The sequence below is a fragment of the Kitasatospora griseola genome (genome assembly GCF_014648555.1).
GTDB classification, from domain to species: Bacteria; Actinomycetota; Actinomycetes; order Streptomycetales; family Streptomycetaceae; genus Kitasatospora; species Kitasatospora griseola.
This window is the reverse complement of sequence record NZ_BMRI01000001.1, coordinates 287,904-310,751: the sequence shown is the minus strand read 5'-3', so window position 1 is coordinate 310,751 and position 22,848 is coordinate 287,904. Positions and strand designations below refer to the sequence as shown.

General features: G+C 73.0%; 22 protein-coding genes and 1 pseudogene. 12 read left to right on the top strand and 11 right to left on the bottom strand.

Features of this window, described 5'->3' with window-relative positions:
* Nucleotides 1-981, bottom strand: a 981-nt coding sequence (locus tag IEZ12_RS01395; protein WP_229847132.1) for an aldehyde dehydrogenase family protein, incomplete at its 3' end; no start/stop codon positions are given.
* A 64-nt stretch (nt 982-1,045) separates the two neighbouring features.
* On the opposite strand from IEZ12_RS01395, the gene IEZ12_RS01390 reads away from it, so the two are divergent.
* The gene (locus IEZ12_RS01390; RefSeq protein ID WP_189270370.1) at nt 1,046-1,708 is read left to right on the top strand and encodes a TetR/AcrR family transcriptional regulator; all 663 of its coding nucleotides are present in this window, start codon (nt 1,046-1,048) and stop codon (nt 1,706-1,708) included.
* A 27-nt stretch (nt 1,709-1,735) separates the two neighbouring features.
* Here the strand turns inward: IEZ12_RS01390 and IEZ12_RS01385 are convergent.
* Nucleotides 1,736-2,721: pseudogene (locus IEZ12_RS01385) on the bottom strand (TIGR01777 family oxidoreductase).
* 107 nt (nt 2,722-2,828) lie between these two features.
* On the opposite strand from IEZ12_RS01385, the gene IEZ12_RS01380 reads away from it, so the two are divergent.
* From IEZ12_RS01380 to IEZ12_RS01370, 3 genes are all read left to right on the top strand, one after another.
* Nucleotides 2,829-3,425, top strand: coding sequence for a TetR/AcrR family transcriptional regulator (locus tag IEZ12_RS01380; RefSeq protein WP_189270369.1), 597 nt, complete (start codon nt 2,829-2,831; stop codon nt 3,423-3,425).
* Nucleotides 3,425-5,065 carry an isovaleryl-CoA dehydrogenase gene (locus IEZ12_RS01375; protein WP_189270368.1) on the top strand — a complete coding sequence of 547 codons (1,641 nt, stop codon included), beginning with the start codon at nt 3,425-3,427 and terminating at the stop codon, nt 5,063-5,065. The genes IEZ12_RS01380 and IEZ12_RS01375 overlap by 1 nt, the downstream gene beginning before the upstream one ends.
* Nucleotides 5,066-5,157: 92 nt before the next feature.
* Complete coding sequence (locus IEZ12_RS01370; protein WP_189270367.1) at nt 5,158-5,643, top strand: hypothetical protein; 486 nt, start codon at nt 5,158-5,160, stop codon at nt 5,641-5,643.
* Here IEZ12_RS01370 and IEZ12_RS01365 read toward each other — a convergent pair.
* A complete protein-coding gene (locus IEZ12_RS01365) occupies nt 5,612-5,848 on the bottom strand; it encodes a DUF2277 domain-containing protein (RefSeq protein ID WP_043913756.1) in 237 nt (78 codons plus the stop codon). The genes IEZ12_RS01370 and IEZ12_RS01365 overlap by 32 nt on opposite strands.
* A gap of 159 nt (nt 5,849-6,007) precedes the next feature.
* Nucleotides 6,008-6,667 carry a 4'-phosphopantetheinyl transferase family protein gene (locus IEZ12_RS01360; RefSeq protein WP_189270366.1) on the bottom strand — a complete coding sequence of 220 codons (660 nt, stop codon included), beginning with the start codon at nt 6,665-6,667 and terminating at the stop codon, nt 6,008-6,010.
* Between the two features lie 168 nt (nt 6,668-6,835).
* On the opposite strand from IEZ12_RS01360, the gene IEZ12_RS01355 reads away from it, so the two are divergent.
* Nucleotides 6,836-8,194 (top strand): choice-of-anchor A family protein, encoded by a 1,359-nt coding sequence (locus IEZ12_RS01355; RefSeq protein WP_189270365.1) that lies wholly within the window; start codon nt 6,836-6,838, stop codon nt 8,192-8,194.
* A 74-nt stretch (nt 8,195-8,268) separates the two neighbouring features.
* On the opposite strand, the gene kynU is transcribed toward IEZ12_RS01355, so the two are convergent.
* Both kynU and IEZ12_RS01345 read right to left on the bottom strand, forming a co-directional pair.
* On the bottom strand, nt 8,269-9,513 hold the full coding sequence (gene kynU / locus IEZ12_RS01350) for a kynureninase (RefSeq protein WP_189270364.1): 1,245 nt from the start codon (nt 9,511-9,513) through the stop codon (nt 8,269-8,271).
* Complete coding sequence (locus IEZ12_RS01345) at nt 9,510-10,337, bottom strand: tryptophan 2,3-dioxygenase (RefSeq protein ID WP_189270363.1); 828 nt, start codon at nt 10,335-10,337, stop codon at nt 9,510-9,512. The genes kynU and IEZ12_RS01345 overlap by 4 nt, the downstream gene beginning before the upstream one ends.
* A gap of 165 nt (nt 10,338-10,502) precedes the next feature.
* Here IEZ12_RS01345 and IEZ12_RS01340 point away from each other — a divergent pair, with 165 nt between their 5' ends.
* Nucleotides 10,503-10,937, top strand: a complete 435-nt coding sequence (locus tag IEZ12_RS01340; protein ID WP_189270362.1) for an Lrp/AsnC family transcriptional regulator — start codon at nt 10,503-10,505, stop codon at nt 10,935-10,937.
* 7 nt (nt 10,938-10,944) lie between these two features.
* Here IEZ12_RS01340 and IEZ12_RS01335 read toward each other — a convergent pair whose 3' ends face one another.
* Nucleotides 10,945-11,583: a MarC family protein gene (locus IEZ12_RS01335; RefSeq protein ID WP_189270361.1), complete on the bottom strand. Its 639-nt coding sequence runs from the start codon at nt 11,581-11,583 to the stop codon at nt 10,945-10,947.
* A 17-nt stretch (nt 11,584-11,600) separates the two neighbouring features.
* The gene (locus IEZ12_RS01330; protein ID WP_100585811.1) at nt 11,601-11,918 is read right to left on the bottom strand and encodes a barstar family protein; all 318 of its coding nucleotides are present in this window, start codon (nt 11,916-11,918) and stop codon (nt 11,601-11,603) included.
* 118 nt (nt 11,919-12,036) lie between these two features.
* On the opposite strand from IEZ12_RS01330, the gene IEZ12_RS01325 reads away from it, so the two are divergent.
* From IEZ12_RS01325 to IEZ12_RS01315, 3 genes are all read left to right on the top strand, one after another.
* Nucleotides 12,037-12,600 (top strand): DoxX family protein, encoded by a 564-nt coding sequence (locus IEZ12_RS01325; RefSeq protein ID WP_189270360.1) that lies wholly within the window; start codon nt 12,037-12,039, stop codon nt 12,598-12,600.
* A gap of 29 nt (nt 12,601-12,629) precedes the next feature.
* A complete protein-coding gene (locus IEZ12_RS01320) occupies nt 12,630-13,160 on the top strand; it encodes a hypothetical protein (protein WP_189270359.1) in 531 nt (176 codons plus the stop codon).
* Between the two features lie 269 nt (nt 13,161-13,429).
* Entirely contained in the window at nt 13,430-15,235 is a 1,806-nt protein-coding gene (locus tag IEZ12_RS01315; protein WP_189270358.1) for a glycosyl hydrolase family 18 protein, read from the top strand.
* A gap of 110 nt (nt 15,236-15,345) precedes the next feature.
* On the opposite strand, the gene IEZ12_RS01310 is transcribed toward IEZ12_RS01315, so the two are convergent.
* The gene (locus IEZ12_RS01310) at nt 15,346-15,909 is read right to left on the bottom strand and encodes a MarR family winged helix-turn-helix transcriptional regulator (protein ID WP_043913742.1); all 564 of its coding nucleotides are present in this window, start codon (nt 15,907-15,909) and stop codon (nt 15,346-15,348) included.
* 140 nt (nt 15,910-16,049) lie between these two features.
* Here IEZ12_RS01310 and IEZ12_RS01305 point away from each other — a divergent pair, with 140 nt between their 5' ends.
* The gene (locus IEZ12_RS01305; RefSeq protein ID WP_189270357.1) at nt 16,050-17,324 is read left to right on the top strand and encodes an MFS transporter; all 1,275 of its coding nucleotides are present in this window, start codon (nt 16,050-16,052) and stop codon (nt 17,322-17,324) included.
* A 64-nt stretch (nt 17,325-17,388) separates the two neighbouring features.
* Here the strand turns inward: IEZ12_RS01305 and IEZ12_RS01300 are convergent, their stop codons facing one another.
* Nucleotides 17,389-18,429, bottom strand: a complete 1,041-nt coding sequence (locus IEZ12_RS01300; RefSeq protein WP_189270356.1) for a DNA polymerase III subunit beta family protein — start codon at nt 18,427-18,429, stop codon at nt 17,389-17,391.
* 372 nt (nt 18,430-18,801) lie between these two features.
* Here IEZ12_RS01300 and IEZ12_RS01295 point away from each other — a divergent pair, with 372 nt between their 5' ends.
* Nucleotides 18,802-20,385: a dolichyl-phosphate-mannose--protein mannosyltransferase gene (locus tag IEZ12_RS01295; RefSeq protein WP_189270355.1), complete on the top strand. Its 1,584-nt coding sequence runs from the start codon at nt 18,802-18,804 to the stop codon at nt 20,383-20,385.
* 428 nt (nt 20,386-20,813) lie between these two features.
* Nucleotides 20,814-21,401 (top strand): TMEM165/GDT1 family protein, encoded by a 588-nt coding sequence (locus IEZ12_RS01290; RefSeq protein ID WP_189270354.1) that lies wholly within the window; start codon nt 20,814-20,816, stop codon nt 21,399-21,401.
* A gap of 25 nt (nt 21,402-21,426) precedes the next feature.
* On the opposite strand, the gene IEZ12_RS01285 is transcribed toward IEZ12_RS01290, so the two are convergent.
* A complete protein-coding gene (locus tag IEZ12_RS01285) occupies nt 21,427-22,776 on the bottom strand; it encodes a peptidoglycan-binding domain-containing protein (RefSeq protein WP_189270353.1) in 1,350 nt (449 codons plus the stop codon).
* Nucleotides 22,777-22,848: the final 72 nt, after the last annotated feature.

The following is a 22,848-nucleotide window of genomic DNA, read 5'->3' as shown; positions in this document are numbered from 1 at the left end:
GGTCCGCCCGTCGGCCAGCAGCGCCGTCAGCCGGTCGAAGTGGCGCTCGTTGACGATCCGCCCGTAGTCCGGGCTGCCGGCCGGGTCCTCGCCGTACATCTCCCGGATCGCGGCGGCCAGTTCGGCCTCCAGCGCCGGGCCGGTGTCGCCGATCGCGAGGACGTAGTCGGGGGCGACGCAGGTCTGGCCGGCGTTCATGAACTTGCCCCAGACGATCCGGCGGGCCGCCGCCGCCAGGTCGGCTCCGGGGTCGACGACCGCCGGGCTCTTGCCGCCCAACTCCAGCGTGACGGGCGTGAGATGACGGGCGGCGGCGGTCATCACGATCCGGCCGACCGTGCCGTTGCCGGTGTAGAAGACGTGGTCGAAGCGCTGCTCCAGCAGGGCGGTGGTCTCCGGCACGCTGCCCTCGACCACGGCCACGGTCTGCGGGTCGAGGACCCGCGGCAGCCAGTGGGCGAGCGCCGCGGAGGTGGCCGGGGCGAGCTCGCTGGGCTTGACCACCGCGCAGTTGCCCGCGGCGATCGCACCGACCAGCGGGGCCAGCGCCAGCTGCAGCGGATAGTTCCACGGGCTGATCACCAGCACCGTGCCCAGCGGCTCGCGCACCGTGCGGGCCCGGGCGGGCGCCAGCGCCAGCGGCACCGGGACCCGGCGCGGGCGCAGCCAGCGGGCCAGGTGGCGCAGGGTGTGGTCGATCTCGTTGACGGTGAAGCCGATCTCGGTGAGGTACGCCTCGGTCGGGCTCTTGCCGAGATCGGCCTTCAGCGCGGCCGCGAACACCTCCTCCTGCTCGACCAGCAGGCGGCGCAGCGCGCGCAGTTGGGCCTTGCGCCAGGCGAGCGGCCTGGTCCGGCCGGTGGCGAAGACGGCGTTCAGGCGGGCGACGGTGGCGGCGGCGTCGGCGCCGGCGTTGCCGACGGGGGTGACGGCGGCGGGGTGGGGCGCGGTGGGCGTGGAAACGCCGGTGGAAGCGTTCATGCCGTCGAGCATAAACGAAACGAAGTGATTTCGTTTCGTTTTGCGCCCGTCGTAGGCTGATGCCATGACCCGCACCGCACCCCCCGCTTCCCCGGACGACCCGCGCACGCTCCGGCGGCCGGCGGCCGAGACCGCGCCGCGAAGGGGGCGCCCCCGCGACGCCGCACGCGACCGGGCCATCCTGGACGCCACCCTGGCCGTCCTCACCGAGAGCGGCTACCGGGCGCTGACCACCGCCGCGGTCGCCGCCCGCGCGGGCGTCTCCACCGCCACCCTCTACCGCCGCTGGTCCTCCAAGGACGAGCTGGTGATCGCCGCCGCCGCCACCCACGTCGAGGACGTCCGCACCCAGCCCGACACCGGCACCCTGGAGGGCGACCTCCGGGTCCTGCTGCGCGACAAGGCCGCCGCGCTCACCGGCGAGGCCGGCCGCCTGATGCAGGCCCTGGTCGGCGAGGCCGCGCAGAACACCGCCCTGGCCGACGCCCTCACCGCGGCCTTCCTCGAACCCGTCCACCGCCGGGTCGGCGAGGCCGTCCGGCGGGCCGCCGAACGCGGCGAGATCGATTCCGTCCCGGACGCGGACCTGCTCGGGGCGGTGGTGGTCGGGCCGCTGATGAGTCGCTTCCTGCTGATGCCGCGCCCGGACCAGGTGGACGCGGCGACGGCGCAGGCCGCCGCGGACCGCTTTCTGCCGTTCGCGCTGCGAGCTGTCGGGGCGGGCTGACGGAACGGGACCGAGGCGGCGGAGGGCTCAGCGCCGGCGGCCTTGGCCCCGCCGTTCCCCGGGCCCCTGATCGCGGCCCCTGACTGCCCGGACCAGGGCGGCGGCCGTCTCGGGCCAGTGGGTGTGGTCGAAGCGGAAGCCGGCGTCCAGCAGTCGGCCGGGGGTGACCCGGCGGCTCTTGAGCAGCAGTTCGGTGTCCGAGCGGAGGGCGAACGCGCCGAGTTCGGCCATCCAGCGGGTCGCCGGGAGGCCCACCGGGATGCGCCAGGCGGTCCGGATCGCGTGCATGAAGTCGCGGTGGGGGACACGGGGTTGGGGGCGGCGAGGTTCACCGGGCCGGAGAGGTCCTCCCGGGCTGTCAGGAAGTCGAGCGAGCGGACCAGGTCGCGGCCGTGGATCCAGGACATGTACTGGGCGCCGCCCGCGATCGGGCCGCCGAGGCCCAGGCGCGCCAGGCGCAGGACGAGGTCGAAGGCTCCGCCTCGTTCGGGGCTCATCACCATCGCGGTGCGCAGCGCGACCTTGCGGGTCCGCGGGGTGTCCGCCTCCTCCTGGGCCCGCTCCCAGGCCTTGGCGATCTCGACGCTGTAGGCCCAGTACGCGGGGACGCCCGGTTCGGCGCCGCCGAGCAGGCCGGTGGCTTCGTCGTCGGGTGCGTCGAAGCGGTGGGCGTAGACGGTGGCGGTGCTCATCTGGAGCCAGGTCCTGGGCGGTCGGGCGGCTCCCGCGATGGCCTCGCCGACGATCCGGGTGGAGTCCACGCGGGAGTCCATCATGGTCCGGAGGTTGGCCGGGGTGTAGCGGCAGTCGACGCTCCGTCCGGCGAGGTTGACCACCAGGTCGCTGCCGTCGACGGCCTCGGCCCAGGGGCCGAGGGTGCGGCCGTCCCAGTGGATCTCCCGGCCGCGGTCCGGCCCTCTGGTCAGGATCAGCACGTCGTGGCCGGCGGCGGTCCACGCGCGTTCCAGCAGTCTGCCGACGTGCCCGGTGCCGCCGGGCAGCACGATCTTCATGGAAGCCCTCCCTCGGTGTCTCCGGGGTGAGCCCAGCGAAAAGTGAACGCGTTCAAAACCTGCCGCAGGCCTTTCTGAAGCGCTGAATCGGTGCTTCAATCCTTGGTGTGGCCTATCGACGCACCGCCGCCGTCCAGGCCCGGCTCGACGGTCAGCGCGAGGCCGTCCTGCGGGCCGCCGTCGTCCTGCTCGCCGAACGCGGCTACGCCGGCTGCTCGATGGCGGCCGTCGCCGACCGGGCCGGTATCGCCACCGGCAGCATGTACCAGCACTTCGACGGCAAGGCCGATCTCGCCGTCACCCTGTTCCGCACCGTCTGCGGCCGGGAGATCGCCGCCGTCACGGAAGCCGCCGAACGGGCCGCCGACCCGCTGGACGGGGTCGCGGCGGTGGTCTCCACCTTCGCCGCCCGTGCACTGAAGTCGCCCCGGCTGGCGTACGCGCTGCTCGCCGAACCGGCGGACCGGGTGGTCGAGGCCGAACGCCTGGTGTTCCGGCGGGCGTTCCGGGACTTGATCGCCGGCCGGATCGACCGGGCCGTGGCGGAGGGCCGACTCCCCGTCCAGCGCGCCGAACTGACCGCCGCCGCGATCGTCGGCGCGGTCGGCGAGGCGCTGGTGGGGCCGCTCACCGACGGGCAGCCGCCGGAGACCGTCCTGCCCGAGCTCGTCACCTTCACCCTGCGCGCCCTGGGAGGGCACTGATGGCAAGCACGCACGAGGTCACCAACCAGGTCCCCGACCCGTACGGCCACGACGTCGCCGAGGACCCCACCCTGCTGGCGGCCCTGGACCGGGCCGGCGCCGGCTGGGCCGCGGACGAACTGCACGCCCTCGGCCGCCTGGCCGGCACCGAGCAGGCCGCCGACTGGGCCCGGCTCGCCAACGACAACCCGCCGGTGCTGCACACCCACGACCGCTACGGCCACCGCGTCGACGAGGTCGAATTCCACCCGTACTGGCACGAGTTGATGCGCACTGCCGTCGAACACGGCCTGCACGCCGCGCCCTGGCAGGACGAGCGGCCCGGCGCGCACACCGCCCGCGCCGCCAAGTTCTACGTCTGGGGGCAGGTCGAGGCCGGGCACACCTGTCCGATCTCGATGACGTACGCCTCGGTGCCCGCCCTCCGCACCAGCCCCGAACTCGCCGCCGCCTACGAGCCGTTGCTGGCCGCCCGGGAGTACGACTTCGGGCTGCGCGAGCCGCACGGCAAGCGCGGGCTGATCGCCGGCATGTCGATGACCGAGAAGCAGGGCGGCTCCGACGTCCGCACCAACACCACCCGGGCCGTGCCCGCCGGCGACGGCACGTACCGGCTGGTCGGCCACAAGTGGTTCACCTCCGCCCCGATGTCCGACCTGTTCCTGACGCTGGCCCAGGCCCCCGGCGGGCTGTCCTGCTTCGTGCTGCCCCGGGTGCTGCCCGACGGCAGCCGCAACGCGCTGCGCCTGCAGCGGCTCAAGGACAAGCTCGGCAACAAGTCCAACGCCTCCTCGGAGATCGAGTACGAGGACGCGGTCGGCTGGCTGGTCGGCGAAGAGGGCCGCGGCGTGCGGACCATCATCGAGATGGTCAACATGACCCGGCTGGACTGCACCGTCGGCGCCGCCTCCGGGATGCGGTACGGCGCCCTGCGCGCCCTGCACCACGCCACCCACCGGCGGGCGTTCGGCAAGGCGCTGGTCGAGCAGCCGCTGATGCGCAACGTGCTGGCCGACCTGGTGGTCGAGTCGGAGGCCGCCACCGCGATCGCCATGCGGCTCGCCGAGGCCACCGACCGGGCGCTGGCCGGCGACGAGCAGGAGGCCCGGTTCCGCCGCCTGGGCCTGGCCGTCGCCAAGTACTGGGTGTGCAAGCGCGGCCCCGGGCACGCCGCCGAGGCCCTCGAATGCCTGGGCGGCAACGGCTACGTCGAGGAGTCCGGGATGCCCCGGCTCTACCGCGAGGCGCCGCTGGTGTCGATCTGGGAGGGCTCCGGCAACGTCGCCGCCCTCGACGCGCTGCGCGCGATGGCCCGGCAGCCCGAGTCGGTGGCCGCCGTGTTCGCCGAACTCGACGCCGCGAGCGGGCTCGACCGCCACTTCGACACCGCCGTCGCCGACCTCCGCAAGGACCTCGCCGACCCCGACCACCTCGAATACCGCACCCGCCACCTGGTCGAACGCCTCGCCCTCGCCCTCCAGGCCGCCGCCCTCCTCCGCCACGGCCACCCCGCCGTCGCCGAGGCCTTCACCGCCACCCGCCTGGCCGGCCATTCCGGCCTCGCCTACGGCACCCTCCCCACCGGCCTCGACACGCAGGCGGTCCTCTCCCGGATCCCGTCCCTCCCGACCGGCGCGTAAGCCCCTGCCGGGGCCCGGCAGGGCCCCGGATAAGCGCTGCTAGCGTGGCGGACGATTTCTTTCCGGTGGTTTTTCGAAGGGTTGCGGCGGCGATGGCCAAGTTCCTGCTGAGTCTGCATCTGGTGGTCGCCGTGCTGGCCGTCGGTCCGGTCGCGGTGGCGGTGAGCATGTTCCCGCGGAAGGCGAAGGCCGCTCTGGTGGCGGGGCCCGAGCAGGTGACGGCGCAGGCGTCGGTGCGGTTGCTGCACCGGATCAGCAACATCTACGCGCTGATCGGGATCGCGGTGCCGCTGCTGGGCGTCGGTACGGCGCAGGCGATGCATGTGCTGGGGAACGGCTGGCTGATCGCGTCGATCGTGCTGACGGCGATCGCGGCGGGTGTGCTGCTGCTGTTCGTGCTGCCCGGTCAGCAGGCCACCGTGGACGCGCTGGACGCGACCGAGAACCAGGAGGCGGAGACCACCCGGGCCACCGGCATGCTGAAGATGCTGCCGATGACCGCGGGGCTGTTCAACCTGCTGTGGGTGGTCGTGCTGGTGCTGATGGTCATCCGGCCGGGGTCGACGAACGGGGCGTGACGCCGCGCACCTCCAGCCCGGCCAGCAGTTCGGCGGTGGCGGCCGCGACGGCGGCCACCGCCGCGTCGAACACCTCCCGGTTGTGCGCGGCGGGCGCCCGGAACCCGGAGATCTTCCGGACGTACTGGAGTGCCGCCGCGTGCACGTCCTCGGGGGTGGCGTCGGGCGTCATCGGCGGGCGGAGCGTCTTGATGCTTCGGCACATGCCTCCAGTCTGCTCCGCCCCGCCGACAACGGGCCGGGCCGCTCTCAGCCCGGCACGACGGCTCCACCGAGCCGGACGGCTGCCGCCCCGACTCCTGGGCGCTGCTGGTGGACGCCGAGGAGCCGGGCGCCGCGCCCGAGTCGGACGACCGTCGGTGGTTCAGAGCTCGCCGAGCGTCGTCGGCAGGGTGGCCGCCGCGGTGAACACCACCTGCTCGGTGGTGAGTTCGAGGTAGTACAGGTCGCCGTGCCGGTGCTGGGCGGGCGGGTCGAGGGGGAGTGCGGACAGGTCGATCTCGGGCAGGCTGTCGAGGGTGGCCCGCCCGAGCTTGATCAGGGCTTCCTTGCGGACCCACTGGCGGAGGAACGCCCGGGTCGGGTCGGGGTGGTCGCGGATGAGCGCGGCCTCGGCGGGGCTGAGCACGTGGCTGAGCGAGGCCGGGTCGGTGCTGCGCGGGCCGAGGTGTTCGACGTCCACGCCGATCGGGACGGGGCCGGCCGCGGCGGCGATGATCCCGCCGGTGTGGGACAGGCTGAGGTGGGTGCCGGGGCGGTCGGTGAGCAGGGGCCGGCCGTGTCCGGTGCGGCCGCAGCCGGGGCACTGCTGGCCGAAGGCGATGTCGGCGGGGTCGATGCCGAGGTGCGCGGCCGCGCAGTACCGGACCAGCAGGTGGGCGGCGACGTAGTCGTCGCGGTCGGCGGGGCGGCGGAAGCGGTCGGCGCGTTCGCGCTCGTAGTCGGCGAGCAGCCGTTCGTCGGCGTCCGGCCGGGCGAGGACCTCGGCGGTGGTGGCGAGCAGGGCGAGCGGATGGTTCGACACGGGTCTCCTTCGTCCAGGCGGGCGCCGTCATCGGTGCACCAGCAACTTAGTCCGTTCGAGTGATCTTTCTGCGTGTCAGTTGTCAGACGGTCGGGTTTTTTCCGCCAACACCACTTTGCTGGCCGGGGTTCGCTGGCTGCTGACCCACCGTCAACGAAAGGGGTGTCCGTGCGACACGGCGCTCGTCCCAAGAACCGGCTGGTCCGGTATGCGGCAGTGGCGGCCCTCGCCGCCGCCCCGCTCGTCACACTGGCCTCGATCGGGCAGGCGGACCAGCTGGCCCCGCCGCTCGGTCCGTGCGTCGGCAACTGTCCGAACCCGTTCCCGGTGCCGGTGCACAACGGCCCGCCCGCGGGCACCGACGACACGATCAACGTCTTCGTCGGCGGCAACTACACGGTGGAGGGCCGGGCCGCCGAGGTCGAGGGGAAGGTCGTCACGGTCAAGGACCTCACCGTCGACAAGAACGGCGGCGGCCTGTTCAACATGGGCGTGGTCGGCGTCGGCTCCCAGGTCGCGCCGCCGCCCGGCACCGACCACGTGACGGTCGGCGGCGCCGTCGACGTCGTCACCGGCAACCGGGTGCAGATCGGCGGCGGCGACCCGGCCCGCTGGGGCAACCTGGCCTTCGGCACCACCGAGAGCGGCATCCTGGAATTCTCCGGCCCCGGCGCGGCGCGCCAGGACCCGGCGGCGATCGACCCGTTCCTCGGCCTCACCACGGTCATCAAGGACGACTCGACGTGCATGGCCGAGCAGACCGCCACCGGCACGCTGAGCGTCGAAGGCAACCTGTACACCTTCACCGGCGACGGCCACAGCATGCGGCAGATCTTCAACGTCGACCGGAACATCGGCAGCGACACGGCCGCCGCCGACATGGTGTTCGCCGGCATCCCGGCGGGCGCGACGGTGATCGTCAACATGGTCGGCCCGGACCCGGTGCTGATCCGCACCAACACCGGCTCCGGCTTCCCCGGCGACCAGCTCACCGACATGCAGCCGCTGCTGATGTGGAACTTCCCCACCTCCGCCGACGCGACGATCTCCGGCGGCGCCCAGTTCCAGGGCTCGATCATGGCGGGCAACCCGGCGGGCACCGTCACGGTGTCCACTCCCGGCGCCAACGGCCGCGTCTACGTGGCCGGCAACCTGCTGCAGACCGGCACCGCCGGGACGGAGATCCACGCCTACCCGTTCAACGGCGACCTGCCGACCTGCGGGCAGAGCCCGTCGCCCTCGCCGTCGCAGAGCGAGAGCACCTCGCCTTCGCCGTCGCCCTCGGCGAGCGAGTCGGAGAGCCCTTCGCCGTCGCCGTCCGAGAGCGGGGGCCCCGAGCCGTCGGAGAGCGTCGAGCCCACCCACGGCGAGCGCCCGGAGCCCGGGCAGAGCCACCGGCCCGGCGGCGGGCTGGCGAACACCGGTAGCAGCCTGGTCGCCCCGCTGGCCGGCGGCGCCGCGGTGCTGCTCGGCCTCGGCGCGGCGGCCGTGACGCTGGCCCGTCGCAACCGCGGCCGTCGCCACTGACGCCCCGCGGCCGAACCGCCGAACGGCCGGAGCCCCCACGGGCCCCGGCCGTTCGGCCTGCGGTCGACGCGCCGTCAGGTGACGTCGCCGCGCCGGGCGAACCGGTCCTGCCGCCACTCCCCGGAGGCCAGCACCTCGCGCAGCGCCGTCGCCGCGTCGTGCACGTCCGCCCGGGACAGGTACAGCGGGGTGAAGCCGAACCGCATCAGGTCGGGCGCCCGGAAGTCGCCGATCACGCCGCGGGCGATCAGCGCCTGGACGATCCGGTGGCCCTCCGGGTGCCGCAGCGCCACCTGGCTGCCGCGGCGCTCGTGCTGACGTGGCGTCACCGGCTCGACGTCCAGATCGGCCGTCAGCTCCAGGAACAGGTCGGAGAGTTCCAGGCTCTTGGCGCGCACCGCCGCCGGATCGGCCAGCTCCCACACGTCGAGCGAGGACTCCAGCGCGGCCAGGCCGAGCACCGGAGGCGTCCCGGTGAGGAACCGGGTGATGCCCTCGGCGGGCCGGTAGCCCGGCTCGAAGTCGAACTGCCGGGCGTGGCCGAACCAGCCGGTCAGCGGCTGCCGGGCCGCCGCGTGGTGGCGCTCGGCCGCGTACAGGAACGCGGGCGCGCCCGGCCCGCCGTTCAGGTACTTGTAGCCGCAGCCGACCGCGAAGTCCACGTCCGCCGCGTCCAGTCCGATCGGCAGCGCCCCGGCGGTGTGGCACAGGTCCCAGACGGCGAGCGCCCCGGCCCGGTGGATCCGCTCGGTGACGGCCGCCATGTCCAGCAGCTCGCCGGTGCGGTAGTCGACGTGCGAGAGCAGCACCACCGCGGTGTCCGCGTCGAGCACCGCGTCCAGCTGCGCCGCCGAGTCCACCAGCACCGGCCGGGCGCCCGGGTGCAGCCCGGTCAGGCCGTCCGCGATGTACAGGTCGGTGGGGAACGCGTGCCGCTCGGCGACCAGCGCGCCGCGCCCGGGGCGCAGCCGCAGCGCCGCGCCGAGCACCTTGAACAGGTTGACGGAGGTCGAGTCGCAGACCACCACCTGCCCGGCCGCCGCGCCCAGCAGGTGCGCGCCGAGCCGGTCGCCGAGCCGCCCGGGCTGGTGGAACCACCCGGCGTCGTTCCAGGACCGGATCAGCCCGGCGCCCCACTCCTCGGCGACCACCTTCGCCAGGTGGCCGGGCGTGCGGCGGGGCAGCGCGCCGAGCGAGTTCCCGTCGAGGTACAGCACGCCCTCGGGCAGTTCGAAGTGCTCGCGCAGCGGGTGCAGCGGGTCGGCGGCGTCGCGGGCGACGCAGTCCTCGCGGGTGGGAGCCGCGGTGTGAGTTGTCACAGTTCGTTCCTGACGGACCACAGTTCGGGGAAGACGTCCTGGTCGGCGGAGTGCTTCAGCCAGCTCAGGCCGGAGGAGCCGCCGGTGCCGGGCTTGCCGCCCATGGTGCGCTTGACGGCGGAGTAGTGGCGCTGGCGCCAACGGGTGACCCGCTCGGCGGTGTCGAGCAGCGCCTCGCCGAGCCGGGCCAGGTCGGCGAGCGCCGGGTCGGTGTACACGGCCCGCCAGGCGGCCTCGACGGCGTCGTCGTGGTCGCGGCGGGCGGCGGCGGGGGCTGCGGGTATCTCCAGGCCGCGGCGGGCCAGCACGGCCAGCGCCTCGTCGTACAGGCTGGGGGTGCGCAGCTCGGTGAACAGCTCGTCGTACTCGGCGGGGGAGTCCTGGTACATGGTCAGCAGGCGCTCGCTCTTGTTGCCGAGCAGGAACTCCAGCCGCAGGAACGCCGAGGACTGGAAGCCGGACGCCTCGCCGAGCACCGGCCGGAACGCGTTGAACTCGGCCGGCGTCATGGCGGCCAGCAGGTCCCAGGAGGAGACCAGCACGTCCTGCGCGTGCAGTCCGCGGCGCAGCGCGTCGCGGGCGGCGGTCAGGTCGTCCTCGCGCAGCGCGGCGCGGGCGGCGGTCCACTCGCGGTGCAGCAGGTCGAAGAGCAGCTCCATCACCTGGGTGGCGACGATGAACGTGTACTCCGCGGGCTCCGCGGAGCGCGGCTGCTGGAGCGCGTGCAGCTCGGTCAGGTGCACGTACTGCGCGTACGGGGTGGACGCGCTGCCCTTCTGGTCGCCGCCGAAGGTCAGGTGGGGCCGGTGGGTCTGCCCGGTCATGGCCGGTACCTCCAGGTTCCGCCCGCTCCGGGGTGCGGCGGGCGCCACCATTGTGCGGCGCGACGGCCTGCTCTTGAATGGGCGTCGTAGCCCGGTTGGCGGCATTGGCCTGCCGTTCGCAAGGTGCTGCGCCCCGATCGCCTGACGAACGCAAAGGAGCCGCCGATGGACGCGGTGGACCGACTGCTACTGGCCGAACTCCAGGCCGATGCGCGCCTGTCGTACAACGAGCTGTCCCGCCGGGTGAACCTGTCGCCGCCGGCGGTGGCCGAGCGGGTGCGCCGGCTGGAGGCGGACGGAGTGATCACCGGCTACCACACGCACCTGGACCCGGCGAAGGCCGGGGCGGCGGTGATGGCCCTGGTGACGGTGCAGTGCTACGGCCCGCGCTGCGTGCTGCGCGACCCGGAGGTGGCGCACTGGCCGGAGGTGTTCCAGCTGCACCGGGTGACCGGCGGGGCGTGCTGCGTCCTGCTGGTCGGCGTCCCGGACATGCCGGCCTTCGAGCGGCTGACCGACCGGCTGGGCGGCTACGGGCAGCCGACCAGCTCGATGATCCTCTCCAGCCCGGTGCCGTGGCGGGCGATCCGGGCGTCCTGACGGGATCTCAGTAGCCGTTCTTGGACGGGGCCAGGTGCACGCCGAGGCTCTCCAGCCCGTACAGGAACATCTCCACGCCGACGGCGGCCAGCAGCAGGCCGAGCAGCCGGGACAGCACCTCCAGCGAGGTGCGCCGGCTGGCTCGCAGCAGCGGAGCGAGCAGCAGGACGGACACGCAGTCCACGGCGATCACCGCGACGTACATGGCGGCGACCGTGGAGTGCCATTCGAGGGTGTCCCGGGTGAGCGACTCGACCAGCAGCGCGGTGATCGCCAGCGGGCTGGCCACGTACGGCAGCAGCAGTTGGCGGATGCCGTCGGCGAGGGGATTGTCGAGGTGGCCATCGCTGCTGCCGCCGCCGAGGTGGACGCCGAGCACCAGGGCGACGGCGTAGATGAAGAAGATCACCCCGCCGGCGATCTGCAGCGACTGGTCGGAGATGTGGAACAGCGCCGCCATGACGTCCGCGGTGTACGCCAGCACCAGGCCGACCACGGCGGCGACCACCGAGGACACCAGGGTGAGTTTTCGCAGTTCGGCCGGGGTACGGCTCTGGCTGAGCTGGGCGAAGGCCAGCAGCACCTTGGGCGGGCCGACCACGGCGAAGAAGGTGACGAAGACGGTGCTCAGGTTGATCGCCGACATGCGCCCATGATGGGCGGTCAGCGCAGCCGGACGGTGACGCCACCCTGGCGCAGGACGTCGAGGACGGCGTCGAAGTAGGAACGCTCCTCGTCGTCGGGGCCGATCACCCGGCGGGTGAGCCCCTGGGCGGAGACCAGGGCGTGGCGCCAGATCAGCACGTACGGCGGCTCGGGGGTGAAGCCGCCGCGCAGGACATCGGCGAGGGCGTCGAGGTTCTTGCCGTAGTAGTCGCCGGGGGCGTGCACGGCGCGGCCGAGTTCGGCCCAGAAGCTCGGCTCGTCGGTGACCCGGTCGCCGTGCAGGACGTACTCGGGCGGCTGCGGTGCGGTGGGCATCGGGAGTCTCCCTGCGGGGTGGGTCGGGTCGCCCGGATGGGTTCGCCGGGTCGAGCGGGGCCGGTGCGCACGCTGGGATGGGCCCTACGGTCCTCTCTTCACACCCAGGGGCAACACCATGTCCAGTCTGCACCGCAAGGATCTCGGTCTGTTGGCACTGCGCTCGGTCGTCGGCGGTGTCCTGTTCGCGCACGGCGCGCAGAAGCTGTTCGGCTGGTTCGGCGGCGGGGGCCCGGAGGCCACCGCCCAGGCCATGGAGCAGATGGGCTTCGAGCCGGGCGAGCGCAACGCCCTGGCGGCGGGGCTGGGCGAGGCGGGCGGCGGTGCGCTGCTCGCCGTGGGCCTGGCCACCCCGGTGGCCGGGGCGGTGGTCGCCGGGACGATGGCGGGCGCCATCGCGGTGCACTACCCGGCGGGCTTCTTCGCGCACGGCGGCGGCTACGAGTACCCGGCGCTGCTCGGCGCCTGCGGCCTGGCGCTGGCGGTCTCCGGCCCGGGCGCCTACTCGCTGGACGCGGCCTCCGGGCATTCGCTGGGCCGCCCGTGGATCGGTGTGCTGGCGTTCGCGGCAAGCGCGCTGGGCGCCGTGGCGGTGGTGTCGCGCCGTCAGGACGCGATGCGCAGGCGGGAGGCCCGGGCCGCGGACGAGGCGGCGGGCGAGAACGGCACCGGGCTCTCCTGAGCGCCGCGACGAGACAGGGAGATTCACTGATGGAGCGACAGATCCGGGTGGCCGCGGGCTGGACCGCGGCCGTGCTGGTGGGCGCTGCCGCGCTGGCCGGCTGTACGTCGAGCGGCAAGCCGTCCGGAACGGCGTCCTCGGCGCTGGAGGGCGGCAAGTCGGCGGTGGCCTCGGCCGCGGAGTCGGCGCTGGGGTCGGCGACCGCCGCGATCGGTTCGGCGGCGGCCTCGCTGGGCGCCTCCGCGCAGGCCGCGGCGTCCTCGGCGCTGGCGAGCGTCAAGGGCGGGCTGAACGTGAAGGGCGATGTGGCGCTGGGGTCGGTGACCACCGAGTCGGACGGCAAGCTGTCGGTGCCGGTGACGGTCACCAACCACGGTTCCCAGGCGGGCAAGTACACGATTCAGGTCAACTTCGACGACGCGTCGGGGAACCTGCTGGACGCCACCGTGGTGACGGTGCCGGAGGTGGCTGCCGGGGCGACTGCGCAGGCCACGGCGCACAGCAACCGGTCGCTGAACACTCCCGTGACGCCTGTGGTGGCGAATGCGCTGCGGTACTGATCGGTCACCGAACCTTAAGCGGGGCGTAAGCGTCAGATCCCGCTCTTGACGGCCGAGTTGGTCTAGTCCATTTTACTTGGCAGGTGCAGGGAGCCCCTGGGCCGGCGCCGGTGGTTCAGACCACCGGCGCCGGTTCGGCTTATCCCGTACCCGGCGTTTTTGCAGGCCAACGCTCGATTCCCCCTGTCATGCCCCTGGCTGTGCGGCCCCACCTCGCACGGTTCGTATCCGGGTTTGTCAGGACCCCCACAACCAGGAGTCCCGCAGCCATGCTTCGTACCGTTCCCCAGTCGCCCTCGCGGCGGCGCCCCAAGGGCTGGGCCGCGCTCGCGGCCGGCACCGCGGCGTCCCTGCTGCTCGGCGGCACCCTGGCGCTGTCCGGCGGCACCGCCCAGGCGGCCCCCACCAACTCGACCGGCGCGCCGGCCACCAGCGGTGGCATCAAGGTGGCCTACTTCGACCAGTGGTCGATCTACACCAACGCCTACTACCTGAAGACCATGAACGACACCGGCGCCGCCGGCAAGCTCGACTACCTGATCTACGACTTCGGGAACATCGACCCCACCAACCTCACCTGTTTCGAGGCCAACAAGGCCGCGTCGCAGAACGAGGACGACCCCAACGCGGGTGACGGCGCGGGCGACTCCTTCGCGGACTACCAGAAGAGCTTCGGCGCCGACATCTCGGTCGACGGCGTGGGCGACACCTGGAACCAGCCGATCGTGGGCAACTTCAACCAGCTGAAGAAGCTGAAGGCGAAGAACCCCAACCTCAAGGTGCTGCTGTCGATCGGCGGCTGGACCTACTCGAAGTACTTCTCGGACGCCGCGGCCACCGACGCGTCCCGCAAGAAGTTCGTGTCCTCCTGCGTCGACCTGTACATCAAGGGCAACCTGCCCGTGCAGGGCGGTTACGGCGGCCCCGGCACCGGCGCCGGCATCTTCGACGGCATCGACATCGACTGGGAGTACCCGGGCGGCAACGGCCACACCGGCAACCACTCCTCGCCGAACGACAAGCAGAACTTCACCTCGCTGCTCGCCGAGTTCCGCAGCCAGCTGGACGCCCAGGGCAAGACGGACGGCAAGACCTACGGCCTCGCGGCCGCGGTCGGCGCCGGTCAGGACAAGATCAAGTACGTCGAGACCGACAAGATCGGTCAGTACCTGACCTTCCTCGACATCATGACGTACGACATGCACGGCGGTTGGGAGGCCAAGGGCCCGACCAACCACCAGGCCCCGATCTACACCAACCCGAACGACCCGATGAACCCGGTCCCGGGCGGCAACGGCAAGTACTCGCTGGACAACGCCATCAAGGCGTACACCGTGGGTGACCCGCAGTACGGCATCCCCGGCGGCTTCCCGGCGAAGAAGATCAACGTCGGCGTCCCGTTCTACTACCGCGGCTGGACCGGCGTCACCGCCGGCAACAACCACGGCCTGTTCCAGCCGGCGACCGGCCCGGCGGCCGGCGGCAGCTACTCGGGCAACGTCAACGGCATCAAGATGTACAAGGAGCTGAACGGCTTCGTCGACAACCCGGCGTACACCTACTGGGACGACGCCGCGAAGGCCGCGTACTTCTACGACGGCACCACCTTCTGGTCGGGCGAGAACGCCCAGTCGATCCAGGCCAAGCTGGACTACGCGCACTGCAACGGCCTCGGCGGCTCGTTCGCCTTCTCGATGTACGACCTGGGCACCCAGACCGCGCTGTTCGACAAGATGGTGACCGCGACCAACGGCTCCGCCGCGAACTGCCCGGCCGCCCCGAACTCCCCGTCCCCGTCGGCCTCGGCCTCGCAGTCGGCCAGCCCGTCGCCGTCCACCTCGGCCTCCTCCTCGGCCTCGGCGTCCCCGTCCTCCTCCGCCTCGGCCTCCCCGTCGCAGTCCGCCACCTCCGGCGCCTGCTCCGGTGCGCCGAGCTGGAACGCGGGCACCGTGTACGCCACCGCCACCAAGGTCTCCTGGAAGGGCCACTACTACACCAACAAGTGGTGGACCACCGGCGAGGACCCGAGCCTGAGCGGCCAGTGGGGCACCTGGACCGACAACGGCGCGTGCTGACCCCCGGCTGACCGGCAGTAGCCCTTGAACGCGAGGGGCGCAGGGAGATCACTCTCCCTGCGCCCCTCGTCGCGTTTCCCCGGCCGCCGCCTTCCCGCTGCAGCGGCGGGTCAGCAGGTCAGGTCGTCGGTGCGGCCGAGGGCGTCCGGCTGGGACTCCTCGATCCGGCGCAGCATCCGGGTCAGCGTCGCGGCCAGCTCGGGGCGGTCCTCGCCGGGGACGTCCTGGAGCAGGTCGCCCTCGAAGACAGCGGCCATCCGCATCAGCTCGATCCACTTGTCGCGGCCGATCGGGGTGAGCTCGATGATCACCCGGACCCGGTTGGCCTCGTCGCGCTCGCGGGTGACCAGGCCCTCGGCGACCATCCGGTCGATCCGGTGGGTCATCGCGGCCGGGGTCAGGCCGAGCCGCTTGGCGAGCTCGCCCGGGCCGAGCCGGTACGGGCTGCCGGCGAACACCAGCGCCTTGAGCACCTCCCACTCGGCGTTGGTGATGCCGAGGGTGGCCAGCTGGCGGCTGTAGGCCACGTTCATCCGGCGGGAGAGTCGGGAGAGGGTGGAGACGATGGTCTCCACCTGGGGATCCACGGTGGGGAACTCCCGCTGGTAGAGGGCCACCTGTTCGGCGATGCCGAGTTCGGTGGCGGAGTCGGGCTCCGCTCTGCGTGCGCTCATACGGTCATTGTTCCACGCATGGTGCAGCTGTTAAGCCTTTGACTCGTTAAGGTTTCTATGCGTAGACTTTAGGTCTGAAATCTTACGGGGTAAAGCGAGGGCCGCAGGGGCCTGCTTTCGGAGTCTTCGAGGGGTGCCAAGTGAAGGAGTGGGGCGGCCGACTGCGTCGCGTCCAGATCGGCAACGCGCTCAGCGCGTTCGGCAGCGGCTTCACGCTGCCGTACATGTTCGTGTACGTGAGCGAGGTGCGCGGCCTCGGCTCCGCGGCGGCCGGCGCGGTGTTCACCGTGTTCGCGCTCGCCGCGCTGGCCGTGCTGCCGTTCACCGGCCGCGGCATCGACCGGTACGGCCCGCGCCCGGTGCTGCTGGCCGGCACCGCGATGGCCGCCGCCGGCGCGTTCGCCTTCGGTCAGGCCGCGAGCACGCCCACGCTGCTGATCTCCTCCTTCCTGTTCGGCGCCGGCGTCACCACCTGCCAGCCCGCACTCGCCACGATGATCGTCCGCTGCACCCGCAAGGCCGAGCGCTCCCGCGCCTTCGCGCTCCAGTTCACCCTGGTCAACCTCGGCATGGGCATCGGTGCGCTGGTCGGCGGCCAGGTCGTCGACACCGCCGACCCGGCCAGCCTGACCAGGCTCTTCACCATCGAGGCGCTGACGTTCCTCGGCCTGGCCGCCGTCACCGGCACCGCGAGGATGCCCGCGGCGGAGGTCGAGCCGGCCGGCCCGACCGCGGCCGGGAGGAGCAGCGGGCTGCGGACGCTGGTCGCCGACAAGGCGATGCTGCGGCTGTGCCTGCTCGCCGGGCTGATCTTCTTCACCTGCTACGGCCAGTTCGAGTCCGGCGTCGCCGCGTTCGCCACCGACACCGTCGGCACCGCGCCCTCCACCCTGGGCCTGGCGATCGGCGCGAACGCGCTGACCATCGTGCTGCTGCAGATGTTCGTCGTCCGGATCACCGAGCGCCGCCGCCGCACCACCGCGATGGCCGCCGCCGGCGTGGTCTGGCTCGCCGCCTGGGGCATGGCCCTGGTCGCCGGCCTGATCCGCGAGGACGCGATGGCCGCGACGGTCGCCATCGTCGCGATCTACGCCCTGTTCGGTGTCGGCGAGTCCCTGCTCGCCCCCACCATGGGCCCGATCGTCGCGGACCTCGCCCCGGCCCGCCTGCTCGGCACCTACAACTCGGGCTACGCCCTGGTGAAGCAGACCGCCGTCGCGGTCGGCCCCGCCGTCGGCGTCCTGCTGGTCGGCTCCGGCACCTGGCCGCTCTACCTCGCCTCGATGGCGCTCTGCACCCTGCTGATCGTCGCCCTGGCAGTCCGCCTCCGCGGCTACCTGACGCCCGCACAGGACAACGTCCGGGTGCTGAACGTCCCGCAGCACGAGCTGCGCGAGCTGGAGGCCGTGGCCTGACGCGAAACCGGCCGCCCGCCCGGGATTCCCTCCCGGGCGGGCGGCCTTTTCGTGTGCGCGGGGGTCAGCGGCGGGTGGGCATCAGGAGGGAGAAGGTGTCCTCGCGAGCCGGGAAGCGGATGGCCAGCGGGGCGATCGGGCCGGTCAGTTCGAGGACCAGCTGGTCGGCGCCGCCCACGGCCTCCAGCAGGAAGTCCCGGTTGACGTGGACCAGCAGCTCGGCCGGGTCGGTGCCCGGGAGGGCGTCGGCGGCGGTGGCGGTGAGGGGCGCGACGGGGAAGTCGACGCCGTCCTGGGAGCGGGTCACCACGGACGGCTCGGTGGCGGCGAGCATGCTGCGTAGCTGGTCGGCCGTCAGCGTGAGGCGGTGGGTCGGCTCCAGGCGGACCAGGCGGCGGTAGTCCGGGAAGTCGTGCTCGACCCGCTCGCCGGAGAGCTCGCGGCCGGCCGCGTGGACGGTGAACTGCGCGCCGTCCACGACCAGTTCCGCCTCCTCCGCATCCGCGAGCAGGGCCCGGGCGGCGTCCGCGAGAGCGGTCGGGAGCAGCGCGGAGACGGCCGGGCCGTCCAGCACGGCCGGGCAGTCGGCGACCGCCAGCCGGTAGCGGTCGGTGGCGACCAGGTGCAGCACGCCGTCCTCCGCGTCCAGGAAGATCCCCGCCACGGCGGGCACCGAGGCGTCGGACGGGGCGGCGAAGCGCACCGCGTCAAGCGCGGCGGCAAGGCGGTCGGCGGGAACGGTCAGTCGGGTCTGCGGCACGGGGAACTCCCTCGAATCGAGCGCGGCACGGACGGCGGAGAGCTCACGGCGGGCGTCGGACAGGCCGTCCTCCAGCCGCCGCACATGCGCGTCCAGCTCGGCCCGGGCCTCGGCCGGCGTACCGGTCAGCACCCTGGTGATCCCGGCCAGCGGCATGCCCACGCGACGCAGCTTCGCCAGCAGGCGGGCGTCCGGCAGCTGCTCGTCCGCGTACCACCGGTATCCCGACCGCGGGTCCACCACGGCGGGGGCGAAGACGCCGGCGCCGTCGTAGAACCGCAAGGCGCTGACGCTCAGTCCGCTGGCGCGGGCCGTCTCGCCGATGCTGCGCAATCTGCTCTCCACGCGGTAGACCCTGCTGCCTCGACCTGGTCGAGGGTCAACCGTACGGGTGCAGGAAGGCGCGGAACGCAGGCGGGCGCGAAACCGGGGGCGCGTGGGGGTACCTCCCGGCCCGCCAGGGCTGGGGGAGAACTGCGCGAAGCGGAAGGAACCCAACCGCAAGATCGCGATGCAGGAGAATGACTTGCACTTGATCGCGACCTGACGGACGTGCCCTGCGCTTGTCGCGCAGTTCCGCCCCCTCGGCTTCGCCTGAGGGTGCCCCCAGCGCCCCTGATTTCGCGCCCGCCTGCTCTCACAGCCCCCTGCTCGCGTTTCGCGGCCGCTAGGATGCGGACATTGCGGACATGTCGTCAACTTGCGGACGGGAAGGGTATGGCGCTGGCGGTCGAGTCGCGGCAGGCGGTCGTGGGGGTCGCGGTGAGGCGGGACCGGTTCCGGTGGTGGGGGCCGCTCGGGGTGGCGGTGTTCGCGGGGGTGTTGCGGCTGTGGGACCTGCCGTACCCGAACGCGTTCGTGTTCGACGAGACGTACTACCCGAAGGACGCGTGGTCGCTGCTGCAGCAGGGCTACGAGGGGGTCTGGCCGGACAACGCGAACCAGCTGATCCTCGGTGTGCCGCAGGTGATCCCGCTCAGCGGGGCGCCGGCCTTCGTCGCGCATCCGCCGCTCGGCAAGTGGGTGATCGCGGTGGGGGAGCACTTCTGGGGCCTGCACCCGTTCGGCTGGCGGATCATGGTGGCCGTGCTGGGCTCGGTGAGCGTGCTGATGCTGGCCAGGATCGGCCGCCGGCTGTTCCGGTCGACGATGCTGGGGTGTGTCGCGGCGCTGCTGATGAGTGTGGACGGGCTGCAGTTCGTGATGAGCCGGGTCGGTCTGCTGGACGGCATCGCCGCGTTCTTCGTGCTGGCCGCGTTCGGCTGTCTGCTGGTCGACCGCGACCGCACCCGCGACCTGCTGCGCGCCGCGCTCGCGGAGGGGGGCCGGGCCGGCGACGAGGTCCGGCTCGGGGTGCGTCCGTGGCGGGTGGCCGCCGGAGTGCTGCTGGGCGCGGCGTGCGCGGTGAAGTGGAACGGCCTGCAGATCCTGGCGGTGTTCACGGTCCTCGTCCTGCTGTGGGACCAGGCGGGGCGGCGGGCGGCGGGTGCGCGCCGGGCGTGGCGGTCGATGCTGCGGCGCGACCTGTGGCCGGCCGCGCTGTCGATGGTGGGCAGTGCGCTGGTGGTGTACGTGGTGGCGTGGAGCGGCTGGCTGGCGACCACGGGCGGTTACGGCCGGCAGTGGGCGGACGGCCGGGCGGGGCTGTCCCCGGCCCGGACGCCGCTGGTCGACGTTCCGCTGCCGCAGGTGTCGATGAGCTGGGTGCCGGCGCCGCTGCGCAGCCTGTGGCACTACCACGCGCAGATGTACGACTTCAATACCGGACTGTCGTCCCCGCACAGCTACCAGTCGAACCCGTGGAGCTGGCTGGTGCAGGGCCGCCCGGTGTCCATGTACTGGGAGCAGGTGCCGGACGGGCAGCGCGGCTGCACGTCCGCCGAGGGCTGCGCGAGCCAGATCCTGGCGCTGGGGACCCCGTTCCTGTGGTGGACGGCGTGCTTCGCGCTGGCCTACGTGCTGTACCGGTGGTTCTTCCGGCGGGACTGGCGGTCCGGCGCGATCCTCGCCGGGGTCGCCGGGATCTACCTGACGTGGTTCCAGTACCAGCAGCGGACGATCTTCTCGTTCTACATGGTGCTGCTGGTGCCGTTCCTGTGTCTGGCGGTGACGCAGATGCTGGGGGCGATGCTCGGGCCGGAGGGCTGCCCGCCGAGCCGCCGCCGGTGGGGCGCGGCCGGGGCCGGGCTGATCGTGCTGGCGATCGTGGGCTGTTTCGCGTACTTCCACCCGCTGTACACGGCGGAGGTGATCCCGATGTCCGAGTGGCGCGCCCGGATGTGGTTCACCAGCTGGATCTGACGGAACCCGCGGAACGCGAGAACGCGTTCCGCGGGCGCGGGTTCGCAGCTGCTGCCGGTCACCCGGCCGCTCGGCGCGGTGTGCGCGGTGCTGCTCGCGGTGGCCGCGCCGGTCGCCGGACGGGGCGGGCTCGGGCACGGGCGGGCGGTGCTGCGGGCCGAGGTGCGGGCGGCCGCGGGCTGGTCGGCGGCCCGGGCGGCAGCCGGTAAACTCGCCGGGTTGTTGAAGGGGAGTAGCCCTCCACCGGACCGTCGACATACCGGCCCGTCCCTCGCGGACGTGCCCGGCGCCCGGGGCACCTCACGGGGTGTCGGCGAGACCTTCGGCCGCAGTGCTGTGACCATGAACCAGTGCTGCCGGGCCGAGGCGTCCCCTTCTGCGGGTGCCCGGGGGCGCGGCGGCCCGAGACCGAGAGACCCCCGTATCCGATGAACAGCCTGACCATCGCCGCGCTCACGTTCGGCATCATCTTCCTCTCCGAACTGCCGGACAAGACCGCGCTGGCCAGCCTGGTCCTCGGCACCAAGTACCGGGCGAGCTACGTCTTCGCGGGCATCGCCGCCGCGTTCGCCGTGCAGGTCGCGCTCGCCCTGGTCGCGGGCAGTCTGCTGGCGCTGCTCCCGCAGCGCTGGGTGGAGGGCGTCTCCGGAGTCCTGTTCCTGGTCGGCGCGGGCATGCTGCTGTGGCACAAGGAGGACGAGGACGAGGAGGGCGAGGCCAAGGAGCCCGCGAACAGCTCGTTCTGGAAGGTGGCCGGCACCAGCTTCGTGATCGTCGCGGTCGCCGAGTTCGGCGACCTCACCCAGATCATGACCGCCAACCTGGCCGCCAAGTACGCCGACCCGCTGGCCGTCGGGCTGGGCTCCTGGCTGGCGCTGTGCGCGGTCGGCGGCATCGCCATCGTCGGCGGGCAGAAGCTGCTCCAGCACGTGCCGATGAAGGTCATCGTCCGGGTCGCCGCGCTGGCGATGATCGCGCTGGCCGGCTTCAGCCTGTTCAAGGCGATCACCGGCTGACGCTGCGCCAAGTGAGGTACGGGGGTCAGCAGTTGGGGTTCTGTGCCATCGACTCCAGCAGGGCTCGGGTCTGCGGGTCGTAGACACCCCGATCGATGCCCTTCAGCGTGCTGCGGTTCTGCTGCTGGAAACTGGCCAGCGCGGTCTCCGTCCAGAAGCCGAAGCCGAACTGGTTGCTGCTGGTCCGGTCCTTGTCGAGATCGCCGATCCGGTTGCAGCCGACCGTCATCAGCAGCCGCTGGAGCTGCACCACGTCCGGCCCGGTGTCGTTCCGCCGGAGTGTCCGGACCGGGGCGGACGAGGACGGCTGGGCGGTCGGGGAGGCGGACGGGCTGTTCGTGGCCGGGGCGGTGGTGACGGGCGCGGCCACCGGCTGCGTGCTGACGGTCTGGGACGGCCGGGCGGAGGTGCGGGTCGGCGACGGGCTGGTCGCGCTCGCCGACGCGTCCGGGGACGCCTCGACGCTGGGCAGTGCGCTCGGGGTGCTCTCGGCGGACGAGGCCACCGCCGGGCCGCTCGGCACGGGCAGCGCGTTGTCGACGGTGCTCGGCGAGGAGGACAGCAGCATCGCCAGGGTCGCGGCCAGCGCCGTCACGCCCACCGCGCCGCCCGCGATCACCAGCCGCTTGCGGTCGGCGCTGCGCCGCCGCTGCGAACGGCGCTCCGCCCGGCTGACCGGCGCGGCCGACTCGTCGTCGTGGAAGCTGAACATGCCCAGGTCGGCAGGCGGACGTGCCGAACCCGGGGTCGGGGGGATCGGCATGGTGGCCGGGTCGGGTCCGGCGGGCACCGGGGGGATCAGCGCGGTGGCGGGTTCCGGGCCGGCGGGTATCGGCGGGATCAGCGCGGTCGGCGGTTCGGGCTGCGGCTGCGGCGGCGGGACCACCCGGCCCAGCGGGAACGGGACGCCCTGCTCGGTCTGCACGAACCGTCCGGGCGCGGCCGTTCCCTGCGGCGGGACGGACGGCAGCAGCTGCGTCGCGGCGGCGGCGTCCGGCAGGTCCGGGAGAGGCGCCTGCGGCGGCGCGAACGGGCCGGCGGCCTGCGGGACGTGCGGCGGCGGGCCGGGCGCCGGCGGCGGGACGGCCCCGGGTGCGGACGCCTGCGGCGGCACGAACGGCGGCCGGTCCGAGGGCGACTGCGCGGTGATCGGCTGCACCGAGGGCGGGCCGACCCGGGTCGCGAACGGGTCGGCGGCCGGGTCGCCGGGCTCCACCACGGGGGTGCCGGCGACGTACGGGCGCACCAGGTGCGGGCCGTGCGGGCCGTCCAGCGGCGGGAGGACCGCGGTCTGCTCGGCCGGGGAGAAGGCGTGACACGCGCAGCTGCCGGCCGGCCCTACGGTGCCGCAGCTGGGGCAGCGGTCTGCCGGCATCGGCCGGTCCTCCTCGGGTCGGAATCGAACGGGGTGATTATGCAGGACCATCCCACGGGGCAACAGGGACGC